The sequence below is a fragment of the Psychrobacter sp. AT9 genome (assembly GCF_047272965.1).
Lineage (GTDB): Bacteria > Pseudomonadota > Gammaproteobacteria > Pseudomonadales > Moraxellaceae > Psychrobacter > Psychrobacter glaciei.
In genome coordinates this window covers 2,302,197-2,326,868 of the sequence record NZ_JBKOTW010000001.1, presented here as the reverse complement: position 1 = coordinate 2,326,868, position 24,672 = coordinate 2,302,197, and the positions used below count along the sequence as shown (strand labels likewise).

Below are 24,672 nucleotides of genomic sequence, written 5' to 3'. Positions count from 1 at the left end.
TTATTGGACTCCGTTTTCAATAGTCGAACAATTATCTAATAAGGGAAAAGGATCATAACGATATTTAAGTCCTGTTGCGCCTAACGATTTACTTACTTCATCTCTGACTTCAAAGTGAAGGTGAGAACCCTTAGATATTGAGGTCATACTTCCTGCATTGCCTGAATTACCACTAAGACCAATCGGCTGGGAAATATCTTCAACTAACTCATCTTTGTCAACTTTAATTTTGTTTAAATGGCAATATATGAAATATACAATATCTTTTTTAAAATCGAGTTTATTTCTTAGTATATTCTTTTTACTTACTGGTAGATCATCAACATTACACTGTAAAATTATCGAATTACCATAGCTACTATATGAAGTGGCAAATACGATACGTCCCTTACAAACTGCGTATACGGGACTGTTGAGAGATGCTTCTAAATCATTTCCCTGATGTAACTTTGAATGACGCTTGGAAGTTCTACCGTGTCTTGATATTTCATTTGTAGCTAATGCTAAATTTTCTTTGCTATATTTATTGCTTTTATAAGTTAATGGAGCAGAACCATAACCGAAACGTCTAACTTGGCAGGTATCAAGTGGATTTCGCCATTGATTCCCTCCACCCACATTAGTAGTGTTTTTTGCAGGAGCAGGAGCAGGAGCAGGAGCAGGAGCAGGAGCAGGAGCAGGAGCAGGAGCAGGAGCAGGAGCAGGAGCAGGAGCAGGAATACATTTTTCATTACTCTTACTTTTATATGAAACACCTTCCAAAATGACAATAATAGCGTCAAGACTATTTATACAGATATTATCAGGAATTTTATGCATAAAATTTTTAACATTTATGTACGAATCAATATAATCTCTAATCCAAGTTTGATAAGCTTTCACACCATTTTGATTAGCTTCTTTCATATACTTTTTAAACTTGTCTTTTTCCCCTATTTGTATAATGAGTTTTTTTCTCATTAAGCTACTACTTGTGTACTCATTTTTTATTAGTCTTTCAGAACCTGATGGTCCATCATGATGAGCAAGATAAGCTATCTTAGCTAAATCAGCTTTACTAGTGATTTTATTAATAGGTAAACGTTTTCCTAGAGTCTCAAGATTCATTTTAGCGTAGACCATTCCTGCATCAATCGAAAGTTCAGGATTATATTTAAGTTTTAGCAATTTCGCATCTGTAAGCTTAGGATGCTTTTGTTTGTACTTATAAAGCAGTGAGTCAGACCTTTTGGAAATGTCACGCCAAGTACCATCTAACATTTGAGTCATACCGCCTGCTGATGTTGTACTATTCTGAGAATCTGCTTTCCAACGACCTTTCAATGAACCACTGCCTATTTTTGCTGATTCTGCATTAATTATTGCAGCTGTAGTAGGAGCATCAAAGCCATGCCTTTTAGCTGCACTAATTATAAATTGACGATATATTTCATTATTTGGATGAAGTTTTAAATTTTCGTCATTATAAAAATCTGCTACTACATGGGTTGGAGTGCCGCCATCTGTACGAATTACTTCATTGTGATCTTTTACAGAAGAGTTTTGATTATTAGTCTTTGTTGGAGCTTTACTTGATGTTTTGGACTTATCAGTTTGAGTGCTTTTATTGCCATCCGACTGACTTTCAACTTCTTTTTGAACAGGAGGAGTTGGTTGTTGGTTTTCTTTTTCCAAGACTTTACTTAAGTCTTTGAGCTTTTCTAATTGATGCCCTTTTTCTGGAAGATTACTCCCAGAAACTTTCATCATTCTTGAAGTTAAAGTCAAACTTTTTTTTCCTAAAGGAAGAATAGTGTGATGAGCAATTAATTGAAACTTTTTATGGACATTTAAAAAATAGATCTTGATACCTGCATGTCTATCTTTGATCAAAATATCTTCTGTTATACTGTTAGTAATTGCGATAGTTTCGCATTTACTATCATATTCGAGTTGAAGAGTAGCTTCATTGATAGGTTTAAAAGCAGAGTCTAAAAGTTTTATTCTTAAAGTCGTATCATAACTTTCACTTTCGTCAAGGTGTAAAAATATTTTTTGACCAATACTTAATTGATGTATTTTCTTACCCTTAATATTATTCCAATTAGCTAACTGTTTGACACTAACGCCATAAAATTGACCTATGCCCCAGAGTGTGTCACCTTTTTTTACAATATGTGTTTTTTTAGTCATTATACAGCCTTAATTAGGATTCTTGAGAACCGTGTTCACCTAAAATAATATCCTCATCCTCATCCTCATCTTCGCCTTCAATATCTTCATCTTCAAAATGACTTGACCACTGATCAAATCCAATTAAGGAATCATATTGCATATGATTATCATCTTGTAATAGCATAGTCATACCTGAGTTGTCTGTTTCTGATTCAGAAATAATCTCATGAGTGTCTGGGTTAAAAAGAATAACTTTAGCTTGTTCAATCCCTTTACCTAGTAAACTCATAAAACTAAACTGAACTGCAAAAGGAGGAGAGTTTAAAAACTCTAAAGGCTTGTAATTAGCCTTCGCCCCCGCAACCAAACCCTTCTTCACCGCCTTGACTTTAATCACCCCCGGACACACCAACTTAATCCCGCTGTCATCAATCGTAATGGATGCTCCCGCGCTCGTTTGTAGCTTAATGCGTTTTGGACTCGATACATTCACCTGTCCTGACTCACTACCAATCGTCATGCTTTGTTGACTGTGCAGCTGCAACTCACCGCCTTGTGCCTGTATCGCTAGTGGTTTAGTGTTCGCACTCACATGTAATCCCGATGCGCTCGCTTCACCACCAACCCCAGAGAGCGAATCAATACTATCTGCCGTCAGCGTATAACTACCTGCCACCACATCCGACTGAGTAGCGCCTGATTGTCTGACGATTGTTTTCGCCGTCCATAGCGTATTGCTTGCTGATGCGAGGATACTATCTTTGCTCACCAGCATCACATCGGCTGCGCCGAGGACTTCTGTATTTAGCGTCTCATCGATCACTTGTGCACTGGTTTTAAAGGCTTCTATCGTTTGGTTGGCATTACTAAGTGCCTCGGTTGATTGCAAGTGCGCCTGCTTGGCCTCTTTAAAGGTTTCACTCAACTCAGTGCCCATTTTAAGCTGACGCTGTCCTGCATCATTGACCCAAGCGGACTCATGCTCACTTTGACTGTGTCTGATACCAAAGGTGGAGAGTAGAACGCCTGTATCGCCGGTGATTTGCAAGCCATGGTCGGTTGCTAGATTGATCCCTTGTCCGCTATCTGATGATTGATGATTGCTAAAGCGATGACGCAGCACGCCAAGCTCTAATACATGCTCATCAGGGGCAAAGGTCGCTTCATCTGTAATCGTTGGCATATCAGCATTGGCACGCGCCCCAGTATTCACCGCCCACTGCAGACCGATCTTGTTTGGCGTGTCATCAAAGCTCATGACCACTTCAGACTCAGAAGTCAGCCCATATTGAGCAATACCAGAGATCCATCCACTGTGTCCGTCATCGTCACTGATCTGTGAGTGACCCATACCACCGCCATGCCATCTAGGAGAGGCACCGCCTTGTAGGTTGTGTCTATTAGATAAGCCAGCATCGCGAGTAGTGATGTCTGTTGCGTCCACATCGCCCATACCGATACCGTCATAGAGCGATCTGCTAATCACTGGACTGTCAATATCGCCGTACCAATGGTTAAGCAGGACAGATTGTCCAAGCCGTGGGGCGAATTGCCAGCCATGACTGCTACCGGATGACAGTTGCAATGCGCGCAGGGGCGGGGTAGTGCCGTCATCGTGAGGGCTGATGCCTGACCAGACGGGCGCAGTAATAGTTTGTTGTAGGTTGTCAGTGCTGACACTAGAGTCATAGCTGGGGGAGGCTGATAAACTGGTGTCACCAGTGCGCGCTTGGGTGAGACCCGTGTAAGTGCTACTGGCAAAGGATAAAGAACTGGGATAAGGGCAATAAGGAATAGCAGCGTCTAACAAAGTCGCTGATACCCAAATCCCAGTGTCACGAGCAATATCGTAGCCATGATCGGGGAGGAACATCCCGCTCTGTTGCGTAGTACGTTGTAACCACGCTTTGATATAGGCTTGGTTGTGATAAGACACGCTGTCGCTGTCCGGCTCAATCCCAACCATCTGCGTACTGATACAGTAGCTAGTCAAACGACCGATAGTAGGTAAATTATGAATACTCACAGGACTACCGACCACCATGCCTCGCATCGCACCAGTCGCTTGGTAATGTTCACGCTGACAGCGATTGGCATTCACCCATTGCTGTGCCAACACCGTCGCTGCACTATCGCTATCGATGCGTGAAGGCGCACCTAAGAGCACAGTCGTGTCATCTGTTGCTAGTGCTGACTCATCAGCGGCTTGGCCTTCATAAATAGTATCCGCGCTTAAGCCATCTGCTCTTACTATCACCGTCTGACTACCCAGTTGCTGCGACCTCATTTGTAGCTCATTAACCGTATCTTGTCCTGACTGGATAGAAGACTGGGCATAACGATAGTCTAATGGTAGTAACTCTGTCTCATCAAAACTGCTTAGTAGCATCAGACACCCTAAATTATCTAATGAATCACCCGATATCCATAGGGTGCTGACACCACTATCAGCAAGTAGCCCGGTTATAAACTCCCAATCACTGACATCCGACTGGGTGCGCATAGGCAGCTGAGAAGACAGGCGCTCTGATGACTGCAAAGTCTCAGATAACTGCCAATCAAATTCATAGTCGGCAAAGAGGGTAGTGACGATGTCGAGCGTAGATTGATTGATAAAAGTACGAGTATGAATGCACTGGGTTAATTGCCAATCGGGGCTGACGATGTCTAAAGTGTAAAAATGCAGTGCGCCATCTGACTGCTGGTAGTTGACGGCTTTAATAAGCCCAGTGCGATGACTGGGTTCACGGGAAACTGAAAGGGTATTTAAGCAGACAAATGTATTTACTAAAGATAAACAAGAGTTTGAATCTAAAAAAGCATGCGAATAGAACAATAGCTGACTAGTAGCCACTTTATCAATGGCGCTTGACCAAGAGAATGCAGCAGGATATAAGGTGGTAATAGGTATATTATTGGTTTCAACGGTAATCTGGTGTAGACGAGCGGTTTGCGAAGGCATAAGGGAGGTTCCCGTGACTGCAGATTTAAGGGTACAGTCGGTCGCTTAAAAGTAAGCACTGCTAAAATATATACTAAGAAAAGTATAGAGTTTATTGAAATATTGTCAAGTATCTGTATAATCGATTTGCAATAAGTTTTTAATTAAAGAACTTTAGTTCTAAATATATTCTATTATAACGTCATACTTTCTCTTATTCTTTTTGTTTTAATGATGATGATTTGCTTATGAATTCTATTGATTGTACTAAGCTGAAAGGGGTAGGTCTGCTATCAGTGATGTTCAGTGCCAGTGTGTTACTGACGGCGTGCGGTGGCGCCGCGAAGAAGAACACACAGCCCTTAACGGTTTCTAAGCCAACAGTGGCTAAGCAGTTGGATGAGCCTTCACTCTCTTATCTTTCTGATGCCATGAAAGTCGATGATGGGCGTGCAGTGACAGCCCAGCAATGGATGACCATTGCCCAAAGCAACTATCAATCAAAAAAGTACGCCCGTTCATTAAGAGCTGCAACCGAAGCATTGAGTCTCGATGATCAGCTGGTAGGAGCGCGTCAACTTGCTATGCTCTCTGCGGTCAAAGTAACGGAGAGTAATATTGACGCTTATAGTGACAATGCGGTGATGAACGATAATGATAAAGCGAGATTCAAAGACACTTTAACCAATATGACGACCTTAGTTAGTACGGCTGATTAACCATTATCGAGTCAACAGATGCATACATCTCATATTAATAATAGCGAGCACCGATTTACGATGACAAGTATTAAAAACGCTATCAAAGTCACTAATAAAATACCCAAGACGATCTTGACCGGTCTACTTATTATGGGATCGGTTATGAGTACAGCTCATAGTGAGCTTTCAATACAAGAGCAAGATCCAGGGTCAAGTGTCATTAACCAGTATGCTGCCCTTAAAAATGCGGATGCAAAGTCACCGCAGTTGCATCAATTGATTGCTGACTTAAATCAGAGGCTAACTCGCAATCCAAAGGATTCTTTGGCTTGGGAGCTGTTGGCTCAGATTTACGCCAACAATGGCTATCATGCTTATGCTGTCTACGCAGCGAGCGAAGCAATTGACTCAGGTCAAAGCACCGCCACGCTCAAAAGCATCCTTATAAATAGCAGTGCCCTTGTCTCACAGAGCCAATTACAGTCAGATTACTTGACGGATGATATGGATACGGCATTTTTAACTGAATATCAGCACGCGCTTAGCAAGATATATGGTGAAGTCTACGGTTTTAACTATGATGAGTCTTTGCCAAAACCACCTGCGCCTGTGGTGAAGGCTCGATCGACTAGAAGCAAAAACGTGTCCAACGCGAAGCGCCGCGCAGCCGTCAAAAGACAAGCCGCCCCTGTTAAAAGAAAAGCAGCAGTGAAACAGAAGTCACGTCCAGTGCCAAAAGCGAAGCCCGTTCAGAGACCGGCTAAACCATCATCCCCTAGAAGTAGCAACACCAAATCTACTGATCCATTCAGTATATTACGTTGAAACCAGAAACTGCTGAGGCAACTTATTATGGCTAATCAAGATAGTGTGCAAAAGAAACTCGCAAAAGTACGTGCTCCTCGGGTGCATTTGACTTATGACGTTGAAGTGGGCGATGCGATCGAAACGAAAGAAATTCCGTTTGTCGTTGGGGTGTTGGGAGAGTTTTCAGGGGATTCTACTCTTGAGCAACCGCGCTTTAAAGACAAAAAGTTTGTCGAAGTGGATTTGGATACCTTTGATGAGGTGATGTCAGGTCTAGCACCACGTGCGACATTCCGAGTAAGCAATGACTTGAGTGACAAAGGCGGCGAGTTCGCGGTTGATTTGGCATTCAATAGTATCAACGATTTTCGCCCTGAAGCGGTTGCTGATCAAATTGAGCCATTAAAGCAACTGGTACAAGCACGAGATCGCTTGGCAGATTTACGCAACAAAATATCAGCCAACGAAAAACTCGAAGACCTATTGGATGATGTGCTTAAGAACACTGAACAAGTCAAGAAAATGGCGGAACAAAATCAAACTGACGGTGAGGATTAAACGATGAATGCTCAAGCCCAGCAGCAGATAGCAACGGATCCATTGAATAGCGAGAGCTATGACTTACTCGAAGAAATCGTCAATAAAAGTAATGTTGCCAAGTCCGATGATGAAAAAAATCGCGCGAAGTCGCAAATTGCAGAGCTGGCCAATGAAGTCATGCAAGGCACGGTGACATTATCAGACAATTTAGCCTCATCTATTGATGCACGAATTGCGCAAATTGATGCGCTGATCTCTAAGCAACTGACGACGGTCATGCACGCACCTGAGTTTCAGAAGCTAGAATCTAGCTGGCGCGGTCTGCATTATCTATGTAGCCAAACCCCTTCTGAATCCATGCTTAAGATACGCATGATGAATACTACGAAGCGCGAGCTTACCAAAGACTTTCAATCTTCAATTGATTTTGACCAAAGCACGCTGTTCAAAAAAATATATGAAGAAGAGTTCGGTAGTTTCGGTGGTGAACCATATGCAGCAATCGTTGGCGACTTTGAATTTACTCGCCAAAACTCTGATATGTATCTGCTCGAGCAGTTGTCTCATGTTGCGGCCGCTTCCCATGCACCGTTTGTGTCGGCGGCTTCCGCTGAGATGTTCGGACTCGATTCTTTTACTGATATTGGTCGCCCACGCGATTTATCAAAGATATTTGAAACGGCTGAATACATACGCTGGCGCGCTTTTAGGCAGTCAGAGGATGCTCGCTATGTGGCGCTGACAGTGCCTAGCTTTTTAGGTCGTCTGCCTTATGATCCTAAAGATGGCACAGTGGTAGAGGGTTTTAACTTCACTGAAGAAGTCTCTGGTAATGATCACAATGATTATCTATGGGTAAATGCCGCTTATGCTTTTGCTTCGCGATTGACCTCAGCCTTTTCTGACTATCGTTGGTGTGCGGCTATTCGCGGTGTGGAAGGTGGCGGCTTGGTTGAAGGTTTACCGGTCCATACCTTTAAGACTGATGAAGGGGACTTAGCGCTTAAATGCCCAACGGAAATCTCTATTACTGATCGCCGCGAAAAAGAGTTAAGTGACTTGGGTTTCATTCCATTAGTCCATTGCAAAAATACCAATTATGCAGCCTTCTTTGGTGCGCAATCAGTTCAAAAAGCCAAAACGTATCAAAACGATGATGCCAATGCCAATGCGGTACTGTCGACTCAGTTGCAATATATCATGGCAGTATCACGTATTGCCCATTATCTAAAGGCAATGATGCGCGATAAGGTAGGTAGTTTCTTAGCACCTGGTAATGTTGAGTCGTTCTTGAATGATTGGATTTCTCGTTATGTCTTGCTAGATGACGGAGCCTCACAAGAAGCAAAAGCCCAGTACCCACTGCGCGAAGCTTCTGTACAAGTTGTAGAAGTGCCAGGCAAACCTGGTGTCTACAAGTCCGTGGTCTTTTTGAGACCACACTTTCAGCTTGACGAATTGTCTGTTTCTTTGCGTCTGGTCACTCAACTGCCGCAGTCTAGCAACAGCTGATCGTTTATTAAAATCCAACGTTAAATTTAAATTTTTAAATACAAGGTGTGTGATATGAAAGATATTTATATTCAGTTCCGTGGTAAGTACAAAATTGACGGTGAGTCTCGTGACAGCGAGCATAAAGGTTGGCTTGAAGTAAATACTTGGGATCACTTGATTCGTCAGCCAAAATCAGCGACAGCCAGCAGCGTTGGTGGTCACACTTCTGAGCGCTGTGAACATGCCGATATGACCTTTATGAAAGATTTGGACTCGACCAGTCCTAAGCTATGGGAAGCATGTTCTGCTGGCTATACTTTTGATGAAATTCAAATTGACTTTTATCGTGCCAACGGTGATAAGCGCGTTAAATATCTTGAAGTAAAGCTTAAGCATGCGCTCATTGCTAGTGTTGAGCCAACTGTCCGCTCTGAAGGCGTGCCAATCGAAAAAGTCGGTATCAAGTATGCTGCTGTTGAGTGGACTTACACCCAGCAAGATATCGATGGTACTGCCAAAGGCGCTGTGACGAAGAAATGGTCACTAGCCAACAACACTGCTACTTATACTGCCTAAACTGGTGTTAAGTGTCATTCATTTATTGTGTCAATGAAGAAAGGTTTATATCTAGGCCTTTCTTTTTTATTTTTTTAAATAGGGATGACTGTATCCATGAATTACGCCGCTAACGCCTCTAATCATAAAGTTGGGTTTCGCCCAAATTTATTTGAGCAACTATTCGATGACCAGCCTCGTCATTTAGCGCATGAACTCGTGGTTCGCAGGCTTAATATTGATGAGTTAAAGTCTTCAGTAGCCCAAGACCTAGAAGCGTTATTAAATACTCGCTGTGTGGTGTCGAGTAAGCTGCAAGCCTATCAACATGTACGCTCATCGATACTAAACTTTGGCATATTGGACTTTGTGGGACTGAGTAGTGCCAATCCTGCAGACTGTGATTATATCTGCCGACAAATCGCGCAGACAGTCGAGCAGCAAGACAGTCGTCTGCAGAATGTCAGAGTATCGCTAGATATTGGCGCAGTAGATGTCAATCAGCTGTGTTTTTCAATTGAAGCGTTACTGAAAGTTTATCCTGCCCAAGAGTTGGTCAGTTTCGATGCGTTCTTTGAGCCAAGCTCTCAGCGTTATTTAATAAAATAGTCATTATTAATTTAATGAAATAACCAGTGCTACCGCTCAATCTTTACAGCTAACGGCGATCACTATATTGAGGCATCATGGACAGTCTACTTCCTTATTTTGAGCATGAGCTTAGTTTATTTAATAAGCAATCAAAAGAATTTGCCAAAAAGTATCCCAAAATTGCCAATCGGTTATTGATGGGTCACGATACGGTAGATGATCCGCATATTGAGCGATTGATACAGGCTTTTTCACTGATTAGTGCGCGCATCAATAAAAAGCTAGATGATTCATATGCAGACTTTACCGAGTCTTTACTTGAAGTCGTTTATCCCGATTATCTTAAGCCTTTTCCATCAGTCTCTATTGCACAGTTCAACCTAGGCGTGCAGGGCAATGCGATGAGTGAGCCTGTTTTAGTACCTAAAAAAAGTATGTTTGCTAGTCAAAAAATCAACGGCACGCCTTGCCAGTTTCAGTCAACCCAAGACGTGACGTTGCTACCGTTACAGATAGATAGCGTCGATTTTGAGACACGCCAAGAAGTATACGATAATCAGCATGGACTGCTTAACGGCTGCATTAGCATTAAATTCAAAGGTCTTAATCCAAGCTTCGACTATCAGGCTTTGTTAAATCATCCGCTAGATTTATATATAGATGAGGATGCCAGTCAAGGCACCAGTCTCTGGGATTTATTATGGTGTGATGTCAAGCAAACGCATCTTCATGGTAGGCAGGTCAACAAGATAACGGGTAGTCCGTTTGAGATTATAGGCTTTAACCCTGAACAGCAAGTGCTCCCTAGTCACCGTGTGAGTAATGCCGCCTCTGCTTTATTAAAAGAGTATTTTTATTTCCCTGAAAAATTCAATTTCTTACGCCTCAATCTTGGCCGTGTTTGTCCCAATTTAAAAATTGATAGCACTGGTTTTGAGATTCGCTGTTATTTTAAGTTTGATAAAAAAAACACCATCCATTTAAAAAACTTGCAGCAACTGAGTGCCAGCAGTATTAAGCTGTTTTGTACGCCCGTGGTCAATCTATTCAAGGCAGCCGCCAAGCCCATTCAAGTCACTCATCGCTCTATCTATTATGATTTGGTGCCCGATACTCGTGCGCTGTTTCAACATGAGATTTATGAGGTCAATAAAGTCATAGAGTCCAAGCAAAGTAATAATCGTTTGATACAACGTGAGTATCATCCATTTTATGCGCTCAATCACTATGAGCAGCAAGATGACGGTCGTTATTATCATATCAAACGCGATAAGGATATGGCTGAATTTAAGCAGGGCTTTGAATATCAGATTATGTTTGTAGAAAAGCAGCGTGAGGATGTGTCAGGTGCGGTGAGCATAAGTGCTGCTTTGCTATGCACCAATAGAGACTTGCCCGCGCAAGTGGTGTTCGGTCAAAGCCGAGGTGATTTGTTTAGTGAAGGGATGACGGGCTTTAGTAGCCTGTCATTATTAAAGCAGCCTACCAGAACGGCGCGGTTTGAATACACTGGTGAGGAGCGTTGGCGACTAATATCGCTGATCAGTTTGAATTTTTTATCACTTGCTGCCCAAGATGCTGAGCTGATGAAAGAGTATCTGTCGCTCTATGATATTACTCAATCTGCCTCTAATAAACTGCTGGTAGAAGGCATCGTCTCTGTCACCACCAGTATCAAAGCTCAGCGGATTCAGCGCTTGCCGCAACCTGGATTTGTACGCGGTACGGTCATTGATATTCAGATTAACCAAAAGAATTTTTCTGGAGTGAGTATCCGCCAGTTTGCCCATTTATTGGCTCATGTTTTTGGCTATCACGCCAGCTTAAACAGCTTCGTTGAGGTTGCCATCAGTGATGCCGTTACCAAAGAGGAGATATACAGATGTCAGCCACGCAGCGGTCTCAGTCCTCTTATTTAACGGATTTACTGGCGGCACCGCAATCCTATGAGCTATTGCAAGCACTGCGTTTGGTTCAGCATGAAGTCGGTATGGGGCATGCCCCTATCGAGGTGCGCTACCGTGCCTCGTTGTCATTGGCGTATCCGCAAGCTGAAATTGAGTCGATGGCGCTCATTGCTCAAGACAATATGGAAGACAGTGGCCGTTCAGTAAAGGATGGCCAAATAAAGGACAATTCATTAAATGTCAGTTCGTTAATGGCCAGACAGATAGAGGTTTGTCCAGCAGTTATCGGACTGACAGGACCATTATCAGCTTTGCCAGCGATGTATACCGATCATTTGGCATCGCGAGTCAATCATGCAAAAGACAAAGCAGCCCCCGCTTTTTTAGATTTATTTAACCATCGTTTGACGGATTTGTACGTACAAGCGAGCTGGTTTTATAACTTGCCATTACAGTACGAGATAAATAATAAAAAAGACAACTATCTACTGAGCTTGCGAGCGCTGGCACGGCAGCCGAAAAAGCTAACGGCAATCGATAGCTTGATTGCTTATGCTGGCATGATTGCCCCCGGACGTCTGACCGCTGATCAGTTAGCACATGTACTGTCGCACTTCTTGGATAGCACGGTCAGCGTTCAGCAGTTCGTGCCTGAGTGGTTTGATCTGCCCGCTAGCGAGCAGACCGCACTTGGTGGTCAGCATGCGGCACTTGGGATATCTACATTTTGCGGCGCGCGGGCTGTACAGTTTGATAGCAAAATTAGAATCGTATTTCATCAGTTGGATGCCAAGCGTTATTTGAGACTGTTGCCTGCAGGGGATATGTATCGCGTCATTATCGATTTTATCCGTAAATGGTGCGGTGTCTGCTTAGCGGTCGAAATGCAGCTGGAGCTAGACAAGCAATATATTACCCCTTTGTCGTTATCTGAGGATGGATTTGGCGGCTTAGGGCAGGGTGGGTTTTTGGTATCTCAGCCTGCAACCGAGCACTATGATGATACCCGCTATGCGCTGCCTATTCAGTAAATGTTTTATGGTTAATAGATAGATAAGTTGCTTGCTCATTTATGAGAAATACTGAGTTTTATATATAGATAGGTTTTATCTATTACTAAGAGCCATACACCGGTTTTATAAAAATAATGTTAAGTCTATTGAATATGCCAAAGGAAAAGATTTATGAGCCAGTTAAAAGCTGTAATTACCCGCTTAAGCCCAAGCTGTCGACAGTGTTTGCAGCAGGCAGCTAGGCTTTGTATCAATAACGGGCATCGCGAAGTTGATACTGTTCACCTGCTACATGAACTGATTGCCACGCCGCACAATGATGTGGCTCAGATACTTAAGTTCAATAAGATTGCTCAGCCATCGCTTTTAGCAGACATGACTGATTTGCTGAATACCTTTGGTCAAGCAACAGGCTCTACCCCTGTGTTTAGTCAAGGGTTGATGGCGTTGTTAGAGGATGCATGGGAGCTAGCCAGTAGCCAACATGGTCAGAGTGCTGATAATAATAGCTCACTAGAAATCCGCTCTGGGTACATATTGCTCGTGCTGTTGGCGTATGAGCGTTATCAGTCGTTACTCAAAACCCTTCCCGAACAGCTACAGTATATTGATCGTTTTACCTTAAAAGATGACTATGAGCGTCAGTGTCTTGGTAGTACCGAGGGTAGTGGATCAAGCAGTAATAAAAGTACCAATAATAAAGGCGTCAATAAGGGGGCTGATGGTGGTGCTGATAGTGAAGACAATGACATTAACAATCAAGAATCTTTAGACGCTAAGCAAACTGAAACTAAGCCAACCCCTGCGTTGGATAAATATACTTACGATTTGACCGCAAAGGCCAGTGCCGAGCAAATAGATCCAGTTATCGGCCGTGAGTTTGAAATTCATCAGCTGATCGATATTTTGATTCGTCGTCGTCAAAACAATCCTATCTTAACGGGTGAGGCAGGTGTGGGTAAAACAGCGGTGGTAGAAGGCTTGGCGCAAAAGATAGTTGCCGGTCAAGTGCCAGATCAGCTAAAAGACGTGACGATACGGAGTCTCGACATGGGCTTACTACAAGCAGGGGCGAGCGTCAAAGGTGAGTTTGAGAATCGTCTCAAGCAAGTCATCGAAGAAGTACAAGCCTCGCTACAGCCGATTATTTTGTTCATTGATGAGGCACATACCCTTATCGGTGCTGGTGGGCAGGCAGGTCAAAACGATGCAGCGAATTTACTGAAACCGGCGCTGGCTCGTGGTGAGCTGAGAACCATTGCTGCGACGACGTGGTCAGAGTACAAGAAATACTTTGAAAAAGACGCGGCATTATCGCGCCGCTTCCAAGTGGTCAAAGTCGATGAGCCTGATATTGAAACGGCAGTGGCGATGATTCGTGGGTTGAGTGCCAAGATGCAGGCGCATTTCGGTATTTTAATAGACGATGATGCGCTACAAGCGGCGGTTGAATTATCCGCACGTTATATCAGTGATCGACAACTACCTGATAAAGCGGTCAGCGTATTAGATACGGCAGCGGCACGGGTGAGTTTATCAAAAACTGCCATGCCCAATCAGCTGGATAGGCTACAAGCCAAAGGCGTGCAATTAGAGCAGCATATCAACAATCTCAGTCAACAGCTTGAGCGTATCGGCGGTGTGGATGAAAAAGAGAAAGTCAGCCAAAAAATAGCGGTACTCGATGAACAGCGTCAGTCGAATCAACAAAGCATTATTGACATGACAGCTCGCTGGCAGGAGCAACGTCAGCTTAATGATCAGCTTGATGCACTCAATCAGCAGTTGAATGGTAAGGCTGGTAATGCCTCTAATACAAATACGCTTAGTGCAAAAGAGCGCTTAGACAAACAAGCTGAGTATCAAAGTATTGAGCAGTCGCTAAAACAAGTACAAGAGACGCATCGCCTTATCCATCCTGTATTGGATAGACAAGTGATTAAGCAGATTATCTCAGATTGGACAGGGATTCCACTCAACGACATGGCAGGCAATGAAAAAGACCATATTTTGAATTTGGCTGATACCTTGCAAGCACGTGTCATTGGGCAAGACCACTCTGTGGCGGCTATCGTGAAGCGGATTCATACTGCAAAAGCGCTCTTAGATGACCCCAACCGCCCGCAAGGCGTATTTATGCTAGTCGGGCCAAGCGGTGTGGGCAAGACAGAAACCGCATTGGCGCTATCAGAGGTATTGTATGGTGGTGAGCGTAATCTTATTACCATTAACTTGTCAGAGTATCAGGAAGCGCATAGCGTTGCCTCCTTAAAAGGCTCGCCTCCAGGTTATGTGGGCTATGGTGAAGGTGGTGTGCTAACGGAGGCCATCCGCCGTCGTCCCTATAGTGTGCTCCTACTCGATGAAGTCGAAAAAGCACATCCAGATGTGTTGGATTTGTTTTATCAGGTCTTTGACAAAGGGGTAATGGAAGACAGCGAAGGGCGTTTGATCGATTTCAAAAACACGCTTATTTTATTGACCAGTAATGTTGGTTCATCGCAGATTATGCAAGCGTGCATCAATACTGATCCAGCCGTTACTGACTTTAGCTTGCCCGATAGTGACAACCTAAAACAGGTGATTAATCCGCATTTATACAAAGCCTTCAAGCCTGCCTTTTTGGGTCGTCTAACGGTCATTCCTTACTATCCATTGACGGATGACGCGCTTGCAGAAATTATCCGCCTGAAACTGGACAAAATTACTGGCCGCATCCGTGACAATTATGATGTGCCTTGTGTTATTGACGATGAAGTCATTGAGCTCATTTTATCGCGTTGTCATGAGGTCGACTCTGGTGCACGTAATGCCGATGCCATCATCAGTCATACCTTGCTACCGCAGCTGGCAGGTCAGCTACTGGCTCATGATGACAGTCAGAGTGTGCTAAAGAAAATTACTGTATTCGTCGATGATGAAGATAATTTTGCGTATCGTCTGGATACTGATGCTGTCGTAGCGCTCAATCACATGGCGCAGTATAGTGAGGTTGAAGGTGAAGTAAGTAAAGCGCCTAGCAAACAAGTTGCAGCTAAGAAGCCAGCTACCAAAAAATCTTCTACTAAAAAAGAGCCTGCTACTAAAGAGGCTGCCGTAAAAAAGCCATCAGTGAAAAAAACCATCAGTAAAAAATCTGTTAAGAAGGATTTATTATAATGAATATGGGTAATTCCTTACTAACCGATATTGACACCCTTATCGCGCCTATCGATGGCAGCCATCATGGGGTGGGTGAAGATCTCATTTTTGATCCCCGTATCGATGCCATCGTTGCGGCTCGTCAAGAGGATGACCCACTGCTGGCACAAGGCAACTGGGTCACTGAGCTAAAAGTCGCCGACTGGGACTTTGTCAAAAACCAATGTGCTGAGTTGCTCAGCGATACCAGTAAAGACATGAAGCTGGCACTGTGGTACGTCGATGCACTGAGTCACACCAATCATTTAGCAGGTATCAGTCATGGGCTGAGCGTACTGCAAGCATTTAATGACGAATATTGGCTCACCATGTATCCACCATTAGATGGTGAAGAAGACAGCATGGATATCAGAGCAGGGCTGCTGTCGTGGTTCGTCAAGGCACTATCCGATGATATCAAGCAACTATCGCTGGCTGATACAAAGGCCGAGAGCTACAACTACAATTACTATCTAACCGCACGTGATCATGATAAGCAGCGTCAGCAAAACCCCGATAGCGAAACGTCTAACCAATTGACACTGAGTGATTATAACCACGCCATCAAGACCAGTAGTGAGACTTGGCAACAAGCACTGATGAGCAATCTTAATAAAGTCACTGAGCAGTGGCAGACACTGACCGATCAGCTCAATGATCTGATGGGTATGGATGCACCAGTCTTCGCACCAGTGACGGATTTATTGATTGCACTGACGCAGCATTTGCGTCCATTGATACCAGAATATTCTGATACTGCTCATAGTATGGGTCAAGAGAGCCAAGCCGATAATGTCGACCTGATTGATACTAATGAACCTATGATGTCGGATAGTAGTGGACAATCAGCCAGTACAAATAATATTAGCTCAACCAGTTTTAATCCTAGTAACCGCGATCATCAAAGCAATCGTCGGCAAGCGCTTAAATTGCTGGCTCAAATCCAAGAGTATTTTGCAACCAATGAGCCGCACAGCCCAGTGACTTTTTTACTCGGTCGGGCGATTGATTGGGCCGATATGCCGCTGGATCAATGGCTCACTCACATCATCAAAAACGAAGATCAATTATCAATGCTGTCTGACATGATTGGTATTCAGCCCAAACGTGATTCCTCTGACGATGATCATTAAATTAAAGTTGGATTGATAAAACTGTTGGTTAAATTGCAATGCTTGCATTATTTTTTACTTGGTAATTTTGATCGCTAAACCTTTAGATAGAGAAGGGCTTGTCATGGTATGGACTCAAACAAAGCGGCATGTGCAACTTAGCAGTGCCCATCCTGATATTGCCACCAGTATTATTCAACAGGCTGACTTGGTTGAGAGCTTGTTAGGTATGCCATTACCTGACAGCGTTTGGCGTAAGCCCGCGCTTATGCCATCACCTGATGCCTACCCAAGCCCCTACCATCACGACCAACGCGCGCAGTCCTATCAGCAACGTCAGCTGGCACTCTATTGCGGCTACCGTATCAGTATTACACTATTGCATCCACGAGCAGGACTAGATATAAAGCAATGGCTAGGGCAAAGTCTCTCGATACATTGGCATACGGGCGACACGCTACTACCCAGCCAAACCCGTCACGGTATCATCACCGAAGCCGTTGCCCTCGGCAGCAACAGTGGTATGGCCGCCTACCGTATTATTTGCGAACCTACGGTAAGCCAATTACGCCTAAACAGTCATAACCGCCGTCATCATCATCTAAGTTTAAGCGAGCTTATCAAAGATATTATTAGCCCATATGATATAGACGTTGAGATTGACGAGCGTCTCAGTGATGACAGCAGCTATCATATTCAGCATAGCGTCCAATACAACCAAACCGATTTATCCTACCTTATTCAACAATTAGCACTTTACGGCATCACAGGATATCATCGTCATGAGAGCGACAAGCACACTCTAGTCTTACTACCTAGTGATGGCGAAATCTTACGTCCAGACACAAATGACATTCAAAGCATCTTAAGTCAAAACCCTGCCAATCTCGCTGATAGACAAGATCGCATCACCGCCATTCGTCCCCGTATTGCCCAGCATACTCAGCAAAGCGACCTACATCGTTATGACAGTCGCTTGATGAGTACCTATACCGGCAGTCACAGTAGCGAGCAACCTATCGACTCATCAAGCAGCACGCATCATCGCTTTTTGCACAGTCATAGTTATTTAAACGATGATGGACTCACCGCACTTGCCACCCGCTATCAGCAGAACGCTGAGCAGCTGGCCAATCTAGGCAGCCTAACCGGCAACATCCGTCATCTGAATTTGCCAAGTAGCCACTATATCGATGGCAACCCTTATCTGACCGATCCGATCAGTCTCGTCTCTATTCATCAGCACATTAACAATCATATTCCAGCAGACTGGCTGGGCGCAATCGCTTTTGATCCTATTACCTTACAGCCCAATACGAATCATGCCAATGACAGTGATGACGACAACGTCCATCACATCAACGCCTGCTACCTACCGTTCCCACATCATCACCACATTCCCTATGGGGAGCAGTTTGCTACACTTGGACAACCACATCCCAGTCTGACAGGTCTCATGAGTGCGAGTATTATTGATACAGATAGCAGCGCCATCACCCATGATCGTAACCACCGTGCGCATATCAGATATCACTGGCAAAGCGAAGGAGACGATAGCGCGCACTGGATACCCATTGCTAGTCACCTCGTTGCCGACCACATGGGACAGACTCATCCTCTGCGTCATGGACAGCATGTCCTTATCGACTTCATCGGTGGTGACATCACCCATCCCATCATCATTGGCAGTACCCATAACGGGCAAGGCAATATTGATGCTCAGCATAATAGCATCGTCAGTGACTCAGGTAGCCTTGACGCCACCAGTCCCGCTTGGTTCATCAATCAAAGCCATGCTCATCCTATTGATGGTATCAAGACCCAAAGTATCGATAGCAGCCGAACAGGCGAGGCCACCAAAGACAGCCTTATTAACGGCTATAACCAACTCATGTTTGACGCCCATCCTGACAGTCCGCAGATTAACGTCTATAGCAGTAGCTATCAAAGCAGTCTAACCATTGGTCATCTGTATCAGCATAGCGACCATACCCGTGGTCAAGCACGTGGGCAAGGCATCAGTTTAGAGACCCAAGCCGCTGCCAACGTGCAAGGCAGCACTGGCATTCATATCAGTAGCCAAGCGTCAGGAAGTCAGTCAAACCCTCATATGAGTCATGATAGTCACGGTAAGCTACAAACCGCTGACCAACATCAGCAAGCCTACGCGCAGCTGGCTGACACCCATCAACCAGTGGGACTAGAGGATAGTAGTAATAACAAGCAAAGCAACAGTAAAGAAGATGCGCAAACCCCATTTTCCCAATTTAGCAAAGATACCAATGACAGCGCGCTAGATAATGCGGGTCAATGGCAACAAGCCAACTTGCTCATTGATTCCCAGCGTCATTTGGCACTGCTCAGTGGACAACACAGTCAGCATACCAGTACCCAAAGCACGCATAGCCACGCAACTGACAGCACCCATCATCACAGCCAAACGCAGATGAACCAGTTGGTGGCAGGCGATATTCATTACTACAGCAATAAAGCGCAAACCCATACTGCCGCTCATGGCGATGTGACCATACAAGCGCATCAAAGCAAGATGCGACTTGATAGTGAGCAAGTCCTGCGCATCCATAGCCGTGACAGTGTTGAGATCATCGCGCCTGATACGCTGACTCTAAAAGCTGCAGGCAGTGGCATTGAAATATCAGGTGGTAATGTGACGTTTATCACGCCTGCTCAAGTGGGCTACAAGGCGAGTAAGGTGGATTGGGGTAGCGGGGGTGGTGAGGCTAAAAACCTAATGATGAAGCAAATGCAGTTTGAAGCTTGTGAGAAGTTGTCAGAGCAGGCTGAGGACAATCATGCTGCTAGTACCGACTTATAATAAAAATGACTTTTACTCAAATCAATCTCACACGCAGATATAAAAGCATGACAGCATAATGAATATCCAACCAGAAAAATCATTAAGCGTAAGCTTACAGACGCAAACGCTTGACGCTAGGGTGCTCAGTACCTTTGATGTCATGATTGTTCATCATAGCCAGACAGAGCTGATCGGCGAGATTAATTCTGCCTTCCCTGACGCTATACATTCATTACAGCAAGAGTTGCTTAGCTACCATATGATCGATAGTCCAGTCATGGTCACGCTAAGCTCAGACATCAGTAATATCCTAGAGATGCATTTGCAGCAGTGTGAGCTGCTATCTCGTCATCATGGCATACTCACATTACTAGATTATACTGCCCCTAATATAAGGGCATATAAAATAAGAATCAGTGCAAAAGAGTATCTACCAGACGAGCCTGAATGGCAGCAGCCAATAGTTAATACAACTGATGTAGAAGCCTCCAAACCAGATGCTAAGCAAATCGCTCGTTTACTAGGATTGAATCAAATCATCCAAAAAAGTGGTCAAAAAAAACTTCTTCGCTATTTAGATCCACAAGTATTGATTCATCTACTACCACTAGCACAGCACGCCTACATTACCAATCGCTATGGCTACCCTAAGCGGCTTTGGTTGCCATTAGATGACCACTGGCACAGTTTAAACAACCTTCATTATTATGAGCCTCAGCAAGTCAGATCAGTACAACGTCTGTCAAGCTACTGTCCATTGAGCCAAACCCAGTTGGATAATATCAGCATGCTTAATCGTTTCTTCGCTAAAAAAGGTATTGAGAGTAGCAATTTGATACTTAATCACTACGGTACACTGCTGAGCTGGTTGGACAAAGCGAATGCTCAACTGACAGCCGCAACACATCTGACCAATCCTGTTGATCGTATGACGATGATGAACCGATGGCTGTATGAATGCTATGAGCAATCAGGTTTAGTGACATTAGATAATTAAAAGATAAGGAACAAGGTCATGGCAGAGAGATGTGAGCAATGTTTGACTGAAGGGATTGCAATATTTCCTATGCGTTCAGGATATATATATTTGGAAAATAATTTGGAAATAGTCAGTAGATTGGTCAATGAAGGTTATATTTATATCATTGATAATAAAGGAGAGTGGTACGGGTATGTAATCACTCAAGGGCGTTATTTGAAACAATTCAATGTACACAATATAGCGAGCACACCTGAGTTGCCAACTGTAGACTACGCTTGTCACAAAGGTGATGATTGTATAGCTTTATCAAGCTTTATTCGAATACCAAATTCGCAAAAGGATATAGATACCTTATGGTTAGCCTATAGTCCTGTTAAATGGAATAAGGAAGTCATCAAAAGACATCAAAAAAATGTCGATGATGCTAAAACTAATAATATGATTGAAGTTCCAGTAACTGCTAAGCCATCAAGTAGTAAAAATCACTCAGGCGCTAAATTACAAAGTTCTAAATATTACAATGTGTGGAATAATGAAAATGACGCCAATGAAGCAACTCGGCAGTTTTTTCCTAACGAATATTATGGTCTTATAAATCCACTTAGTAAAAGACCTTATAATCCAGATAAGTCAAAGGAAACACTTAATTATCTTGATAAGCTAAGTAAGGTTAAAGTAAGTGGTACAGCTATTTCGGTTAAATTTAATGATCCTGTTGGTAAATTAATTGATTTAAACGAGTTTATGATACAAGCAAAGCTTGCTTCTCGACCTACTGAAGATGAAGTTTATCGTCATACAGTAGCGACTCTCATCAACACTTTAAAAAATAATGTTGATGAAAGAGCAAAAGCTCATGCACAACGCCATATAGGCAAAGTTAATGAGCATAACAATTATTTACGGCCGATACCAAGATGGGAAGGAGATGGCCCGAGTGAAGCAGAGCAGCAAGCAGAAGCGCAAAGACAACGAGAAGGTGCCTCAAGGTTTTTGGAGCAGCAACGACAGTCAGCATGGTCGAGTTATAGCGAGCTAATTCGTGAAAGTGAAATGAACGGATGGCTGTCTGATTTTGAAGTAAGGTCTGAACAGCGTCAAAATGAGCTTAATACCTTGTTAGAGATGTTAGCTGCTGCTTATAAAGATGTGTTCGAAGGCGAAGAATTAAAAACAATGATGACTCACTGTTTTGATAAAAATGATGAGGGAAGTTGTGTTTATTACACACTTACTGTTCAGCAGTTTTTAGGCTCGACTGCTACCATACCTGCATTAGCTGACTTATATGATTTACACTTAACAGAAAAAAAATCCAGTGACGAAGATAACTACCTAGCACGTGCCTTGGCCTTTAACCAAGATCAAGTCGTCAATTATATTGATGGAATGCCATCTCTTACGGCAGGGGTTAGTACGACAGAGATTATGACCAATTCATGGTCAGGGTTGCTATATACTGGCTCGGCTGCGGTATTTGGTAGGTACGATGCTGTCGCCGGACAAGTAGGCGCAACTGTTAGCCTAGCAGAGCAGCTTGCAGTTCCCTTTATGAAAGACTATCGTACAGGTCAGGCTTTGTCTGGACTAATGATATCTACTAAGGAGTATTTATTTGGATATCACCACGAAAAAGCCTTAATCGTAGTTAGAGGGCAAGGCAGCTACGCTGATGCTAGAAAAGCGTTGATAAATGGCGTTATGCACATCGCAGGTAGTGGTAATCTGCCTACTAGAATACGTGAAAGTATCGATCAAGCACTTAAAACTTCAGGAGAGGCTGCTAGACTCAACAAAACCATTAGCCAAAGTTTTATCTACTATATAGATAAAAATCAACTTAGAGCAGGAATGAACGTCTACGAGAGTAGCAATAAAGCATATCCTGACAAAAATACATTGAGACAAACTATAGGCCAATCAGTCTACACTGAGCCTGAGTTGTACGACCAAAGTTACAAAAATTACAAACGTTTTGAAGATATTACCAATCGAAGAGTAGACCAAGCTGTCCGAGCCCATTATTTTGGGGCTATGCTACAAACAGTGGCTTGTGTCTTTTTAGTAGGTGCATTTTTTCAAGCAAAAACTCAAGAAGACAGACTAGTAGAAGGCAGTAAAGCAGTCGCAGGATTGATGATACTGCTAGCTGGTAGTTTGGAGCTTCGTGGTAATGCCAGTCAACTAATGGCAAGTGAACTAAAACTTCAACGTGGAGCAGGTAATTTAGTATCAAATGAAAAAGTATTAACGGCCGAGCGATCAGCAAAATCTTTGTCAGTGGTTGCAAGAGGTTTGAGTCTTGGCGGTGCGGCAATATTTGCTGGCTTTGATATAAAATCAGCTCTTGATGCTAAAGAAAATGATAACGAAACTATGATGTGGGCTTATTATGGTTCAGCAGCTACTGGAGCTGGCTCAACAGTACTTCTAACATTAAGTTTAGGAGCAACAGCAACAGGTATTGGTGTAGTCTTACTTATTGGTTTTATTGGTGTCACTCTATTCATCGGCTATTGGAAAAAGTCAGGAATGGAGAATTGGCTTAATCTTGGTATTTGGGGAGTCGAGAGCGCTGGTTGGTCACTTGAGCATACATTAGAGCAGTTTGATCGTGCTGTGGTAGGTGACGATATCGATCTACAGGACAATTAAATGATAGATATTAATGGAAGAAACCCCTTTGCAAAACTTAATTATAAAGAAATTAATCAAAAATTCGGTGGTAATTTCGGTGTGGGTTTAGGCGGACAAGTTCAAGAAATTAAGGACTTTAAATGGTTGGATAAAACACAAAATTATGACGTACCGCTTTATCCGCAGCGCACCGTCGTACAGTTTAATTCAACTTATATGGAGCTAGTAGGCCGTCAGGATAGAATACGAGGTGATGTCACGTTTGGCAGTTTATTTTTTTTAGGACTAATATCAGGTGTCATTTACTTAGGTTTTGTTATATTGTATGACGAGTTCTTAACAGGCTCTTTTCTATTAGGAATATTAGCCAGTACCATAACGTTAGCCTTTATAGTTGCTTTTATTTATTTACTGGCTTTACTCTCAACGGAGCTATTCAGCTATACCTATCTTCCCATTCGTTTTAATCGAAAAACACGCAAGGTTTATGTTCGCCAAGCCAATCGACAAGTACAGGTTTTTGATTGGGATGACCTGAAATTCTATATGGCCACTACCTACAAAGACGGTGGTGATGTGCGTGGTATTACTTTAGCTGATGATGGCGTCACTATTACGGGGATGTTTAGCTTACCGTTTGTTAATAGTTTAGGAGCAGATAGGCATGATGAAGGTACATTGCTAGGACATTTCGAGTTTGTTCGTAGATATATGGAAGGCAACGCTAAGCAATTTAAAGAAGTTAAAAGCGCTGTTCGCTATGTTCATCCTGTACATGAAAAGAGAGAAACTCCACTAGTGTCTTTGCAAAGAGTCAAGCTAGGCTATCACGCTAGTCATGTTAATCAAGAGAATCCAGGTACATTTAGACTGGTATTAGCAGAATATCTACTAATGCCTTTTGCTTGGCTACGTTACATGGGACGTTTATTATCTATTAACACAAGCATCACCCCCAAGTTTAGTCCTGAGATTGAAGCTGAATGTCAGATAGATCCTAACGATCCGTATGACTTAAACAAAAACTTGCCCGAAGGCAATATTGAAGATGCCAATCAACCCATTTGGAAAAAGCTAGTCTTTAGTCTCGCGCTTATTTTATTCGGTATCATCATGTTATTTGTTTTTGCATTTTTTATTGACATGATAGGGGCAATCAAGGGATATGACACAGGGTTGGCCTATAAGCTGCTGTATTGGTTTCATTTAGTGTGATTGCTTAGATGAAAACAAGAAGGCT

General features: G+C 43.3%; 16 protein-coding genes. 14 read left to right on the top strand and 2 right to left on the bottom strand.

Annotated elements, in window-relative coordinates:
- Both ACMFL8_RS09645 and ACMFL8_RS09640 read right to left on the bottom strand, forming a co-directional pair.
- Positions 1 to 2,172: a LysM peptidoglycan-binding domain-containing protein gene (locus ACMFL8_RS09645; protein WP_413190810.1), complete on the bottom strand. Its 2,172-nt coding sequence runs from the start codon at positions 2,170 to 2,172 to the stop codon at positions 1 to 3.
- A 13-nt stretch (positions 2,173 to 2,185) separates the two neighbouring features.
- Positions 2,186 to 5,116, bottom strand: a complete 2,931-nt coding sequence (locus tag ACMFL8_RS09640) for a contractile injection system protein, VgrG/Pvc8 family (RefSeq protein WP_413190809.1) — start codon at positions 5,114 to 5,116, stop codon at positions 2,186 to 2,188.
- A 227-nt stretch (positions 5,117 to 5,343) separates the two neighbouring features.
- Between ACMFL8_RS09640 and ACMFL8_RS09635 the strand changes: the two genes are divergently transcribed.
- The 14 genes from ACMFL8_RS09635 to ACMFL8_RS09570 all read left to right on the top strand — a co-directional run bounded on the left by ACMFL8_RS09635 (position 5,344) and on the right by ACMFL8_RS09570 (position 24,647).
- Entirely contained in the window at positions 5,344 to 5,814 is a 471-nt protein-coding gene (locus ACMFL8_RS09635; protein ID WP_240215503.1) for a hypothetical protein, read from the top strand.
- A gap of 144 nt (positions 5,815 to 5,958) precedes the next feature.
- Complete coding sequence (locus ACMFL8_RS09630) at positions 5,959 to 6,621, top strand: hypothetical protein (protein WP_240215504.1); 663 nt, start codon at positions 5,959 to 5,961, stop codon at positions 6,619 to 6,621.
- Between the two features lie 27 nt (positions 6,622 to 6,648).
- A complete protein-coding gene (tssB, locus tag ACMFL8_RS09625; RefSeq protein WP_010199981.1) occupies positions 6,649 to 7,161 on the top strand; it encodes a type VI secretion system contractile sheath small subunit in 513 nt (170 codons plus the stop codon).
- A 3-nt stretch (positions 7,162 to 7,164) separates the two neighbouring features.
- The gene (gene tssC / locus ACMFL8_RS09620) at positions 7,165 to 8,655 is read left to right on the top strand and encodes a type VI secretion system contractile sheath large subunit (protein WP_194618964.1); all 1,491 of its coding nucleotides are present in this window, start codon (positions 7,165 to 7,167) and stop codon (positions 8,653 to 8,655) included.
- Between the two features lie 54 nt (positions 8,656 to 8,709).
- The gene (locus tag ACMFL8_RS09615) at positions 8,710 to 9,213 is read left to right on the top strand and encodes an Hcp family type VI secretion system effector (protein ID WP_025651832.1); all 504 of its coding nucleotides are present in this window, start codon (positions 8,710 to 8,712) and stop codon (positions 9,211 to 9,213) included.
- 96 nt (positions 9,214 to 9,309) lie between these two features.
- Positions 9,310 to 9,801, top strand: coding sequence for a type VI secretion system baseplate subunit TssE (tssE, locus tag ACMFL8_RS09610; RefSeq protein ID WP_189580852.1), 492 nt, complete (start codon positions 9,310 to 9,312; stop codon positions 9,799 to 9,801).
- A gap of 77 nt (positions 9,802 to 9,878) precedes the next feature.
- Positions 9,879 to 11,702: a type VI secretion system baseplate subunit TssF gene (gene tssF, locus ACMFL8_RS09605; protein WP_413190808.1), complete on the top strand. Its 1,824-nt coding sequence runs from the start codon at positions 9,879 to 9,881 to the stop codon at positions 11,700 to 11,702.
- Positions 11,666 to 12,721: a type VI secretion system baseplate subunit TssG gene (gene tssG / locus ACMFL8_RS09600; protein WP_413190807.1), complete on the top strand. Its 1,056-nt coding sequence runs from the start codon at positions 11,666 to 11,668 to the stop codon at positions 12,719 to 12,721. The genes tssF and tssG overlap by 37 nt, the downstream gene beginning before the upstream one ends.
- A gap of 153 nt (positions 12,722 to 12,874) precedes the next feature.
- Positions 12,875 to 15,862, top strand: a complete 2,988-nt coding sequence (tssH, locus tag ACMFL8_RS09595) for a type VI secretion system ATPase TssH (RefSeq protein ID WP_413190806.1) — start codon at positions 12,875 to 12,877, stop codon at positions 15,860 to 15,862.
- Positions 15,862 to 17,016: a type VI secretion system protein TssA gene (tssA, locus tag ACMFL8_RS09590; RefSeq protein WP_413190805.1), complete on the top strand. Its 1,155-nt coding sequence runs from the start codon at positions 15,862 to 15,864 to the stop codon at positions 17,014 to 17,016. Before tssH ends, tssA begins: the two co-directional genes overlap by 1 nt.
- Before the next feature lie 103 nt (positions 17,017 to 17,119).
- Complete coding sequence (locus tag ACMFL8_RS09585) at positions 17,120 to 19,831, top strand: type VI secretion system Vgr family protein (protein WP_413190804.1); 2,712 nt, start codon at positions 17,120 to 17,122, stop codon at positions 19,829 to 19,831.
- Positions 19,832 to 19,889: 58 nt separating this feature from the next.
- Positions 19,890 to 20,810 carry a hypothetical protein gene (locus tag ACMFL8_RS09580; RefSeq protein WP_189580898.1) on the top strand — a complete coding sequence of 307 codons (921 nt, stop codon included), beginning with the start codon at positions 19,890 to 19,892 and terminating at the stop codon, positions 20,808 to 20,810.
- A gap of 18 nt (positions 20,811 to 20,828) precedes the next feature.
- Entirely contained in the window at positions 20,829 to 23,450 is a 2,622-nt protein-coding gene (locus ACMFL8_RS09575) for a T6SS effector BTH_I2691 family protein (RefSeq protein WP_189580901.1), read from the top strand.
- Positions 23,451 to 24,647, top strand: coding sequence for a DUF6708 domain-containing protein (locus ACMFL8_RS09570; protein WP_189580904.1), 1,197 nt, complete (start codon positions 23,451 to 23,453; stop codon positions 24,645 to 24,647). It begins immediately after the preceding gene.
- The last annotated feature ends 25 nt before the right edge of the window (positions 24,648 to 24,672 follow it).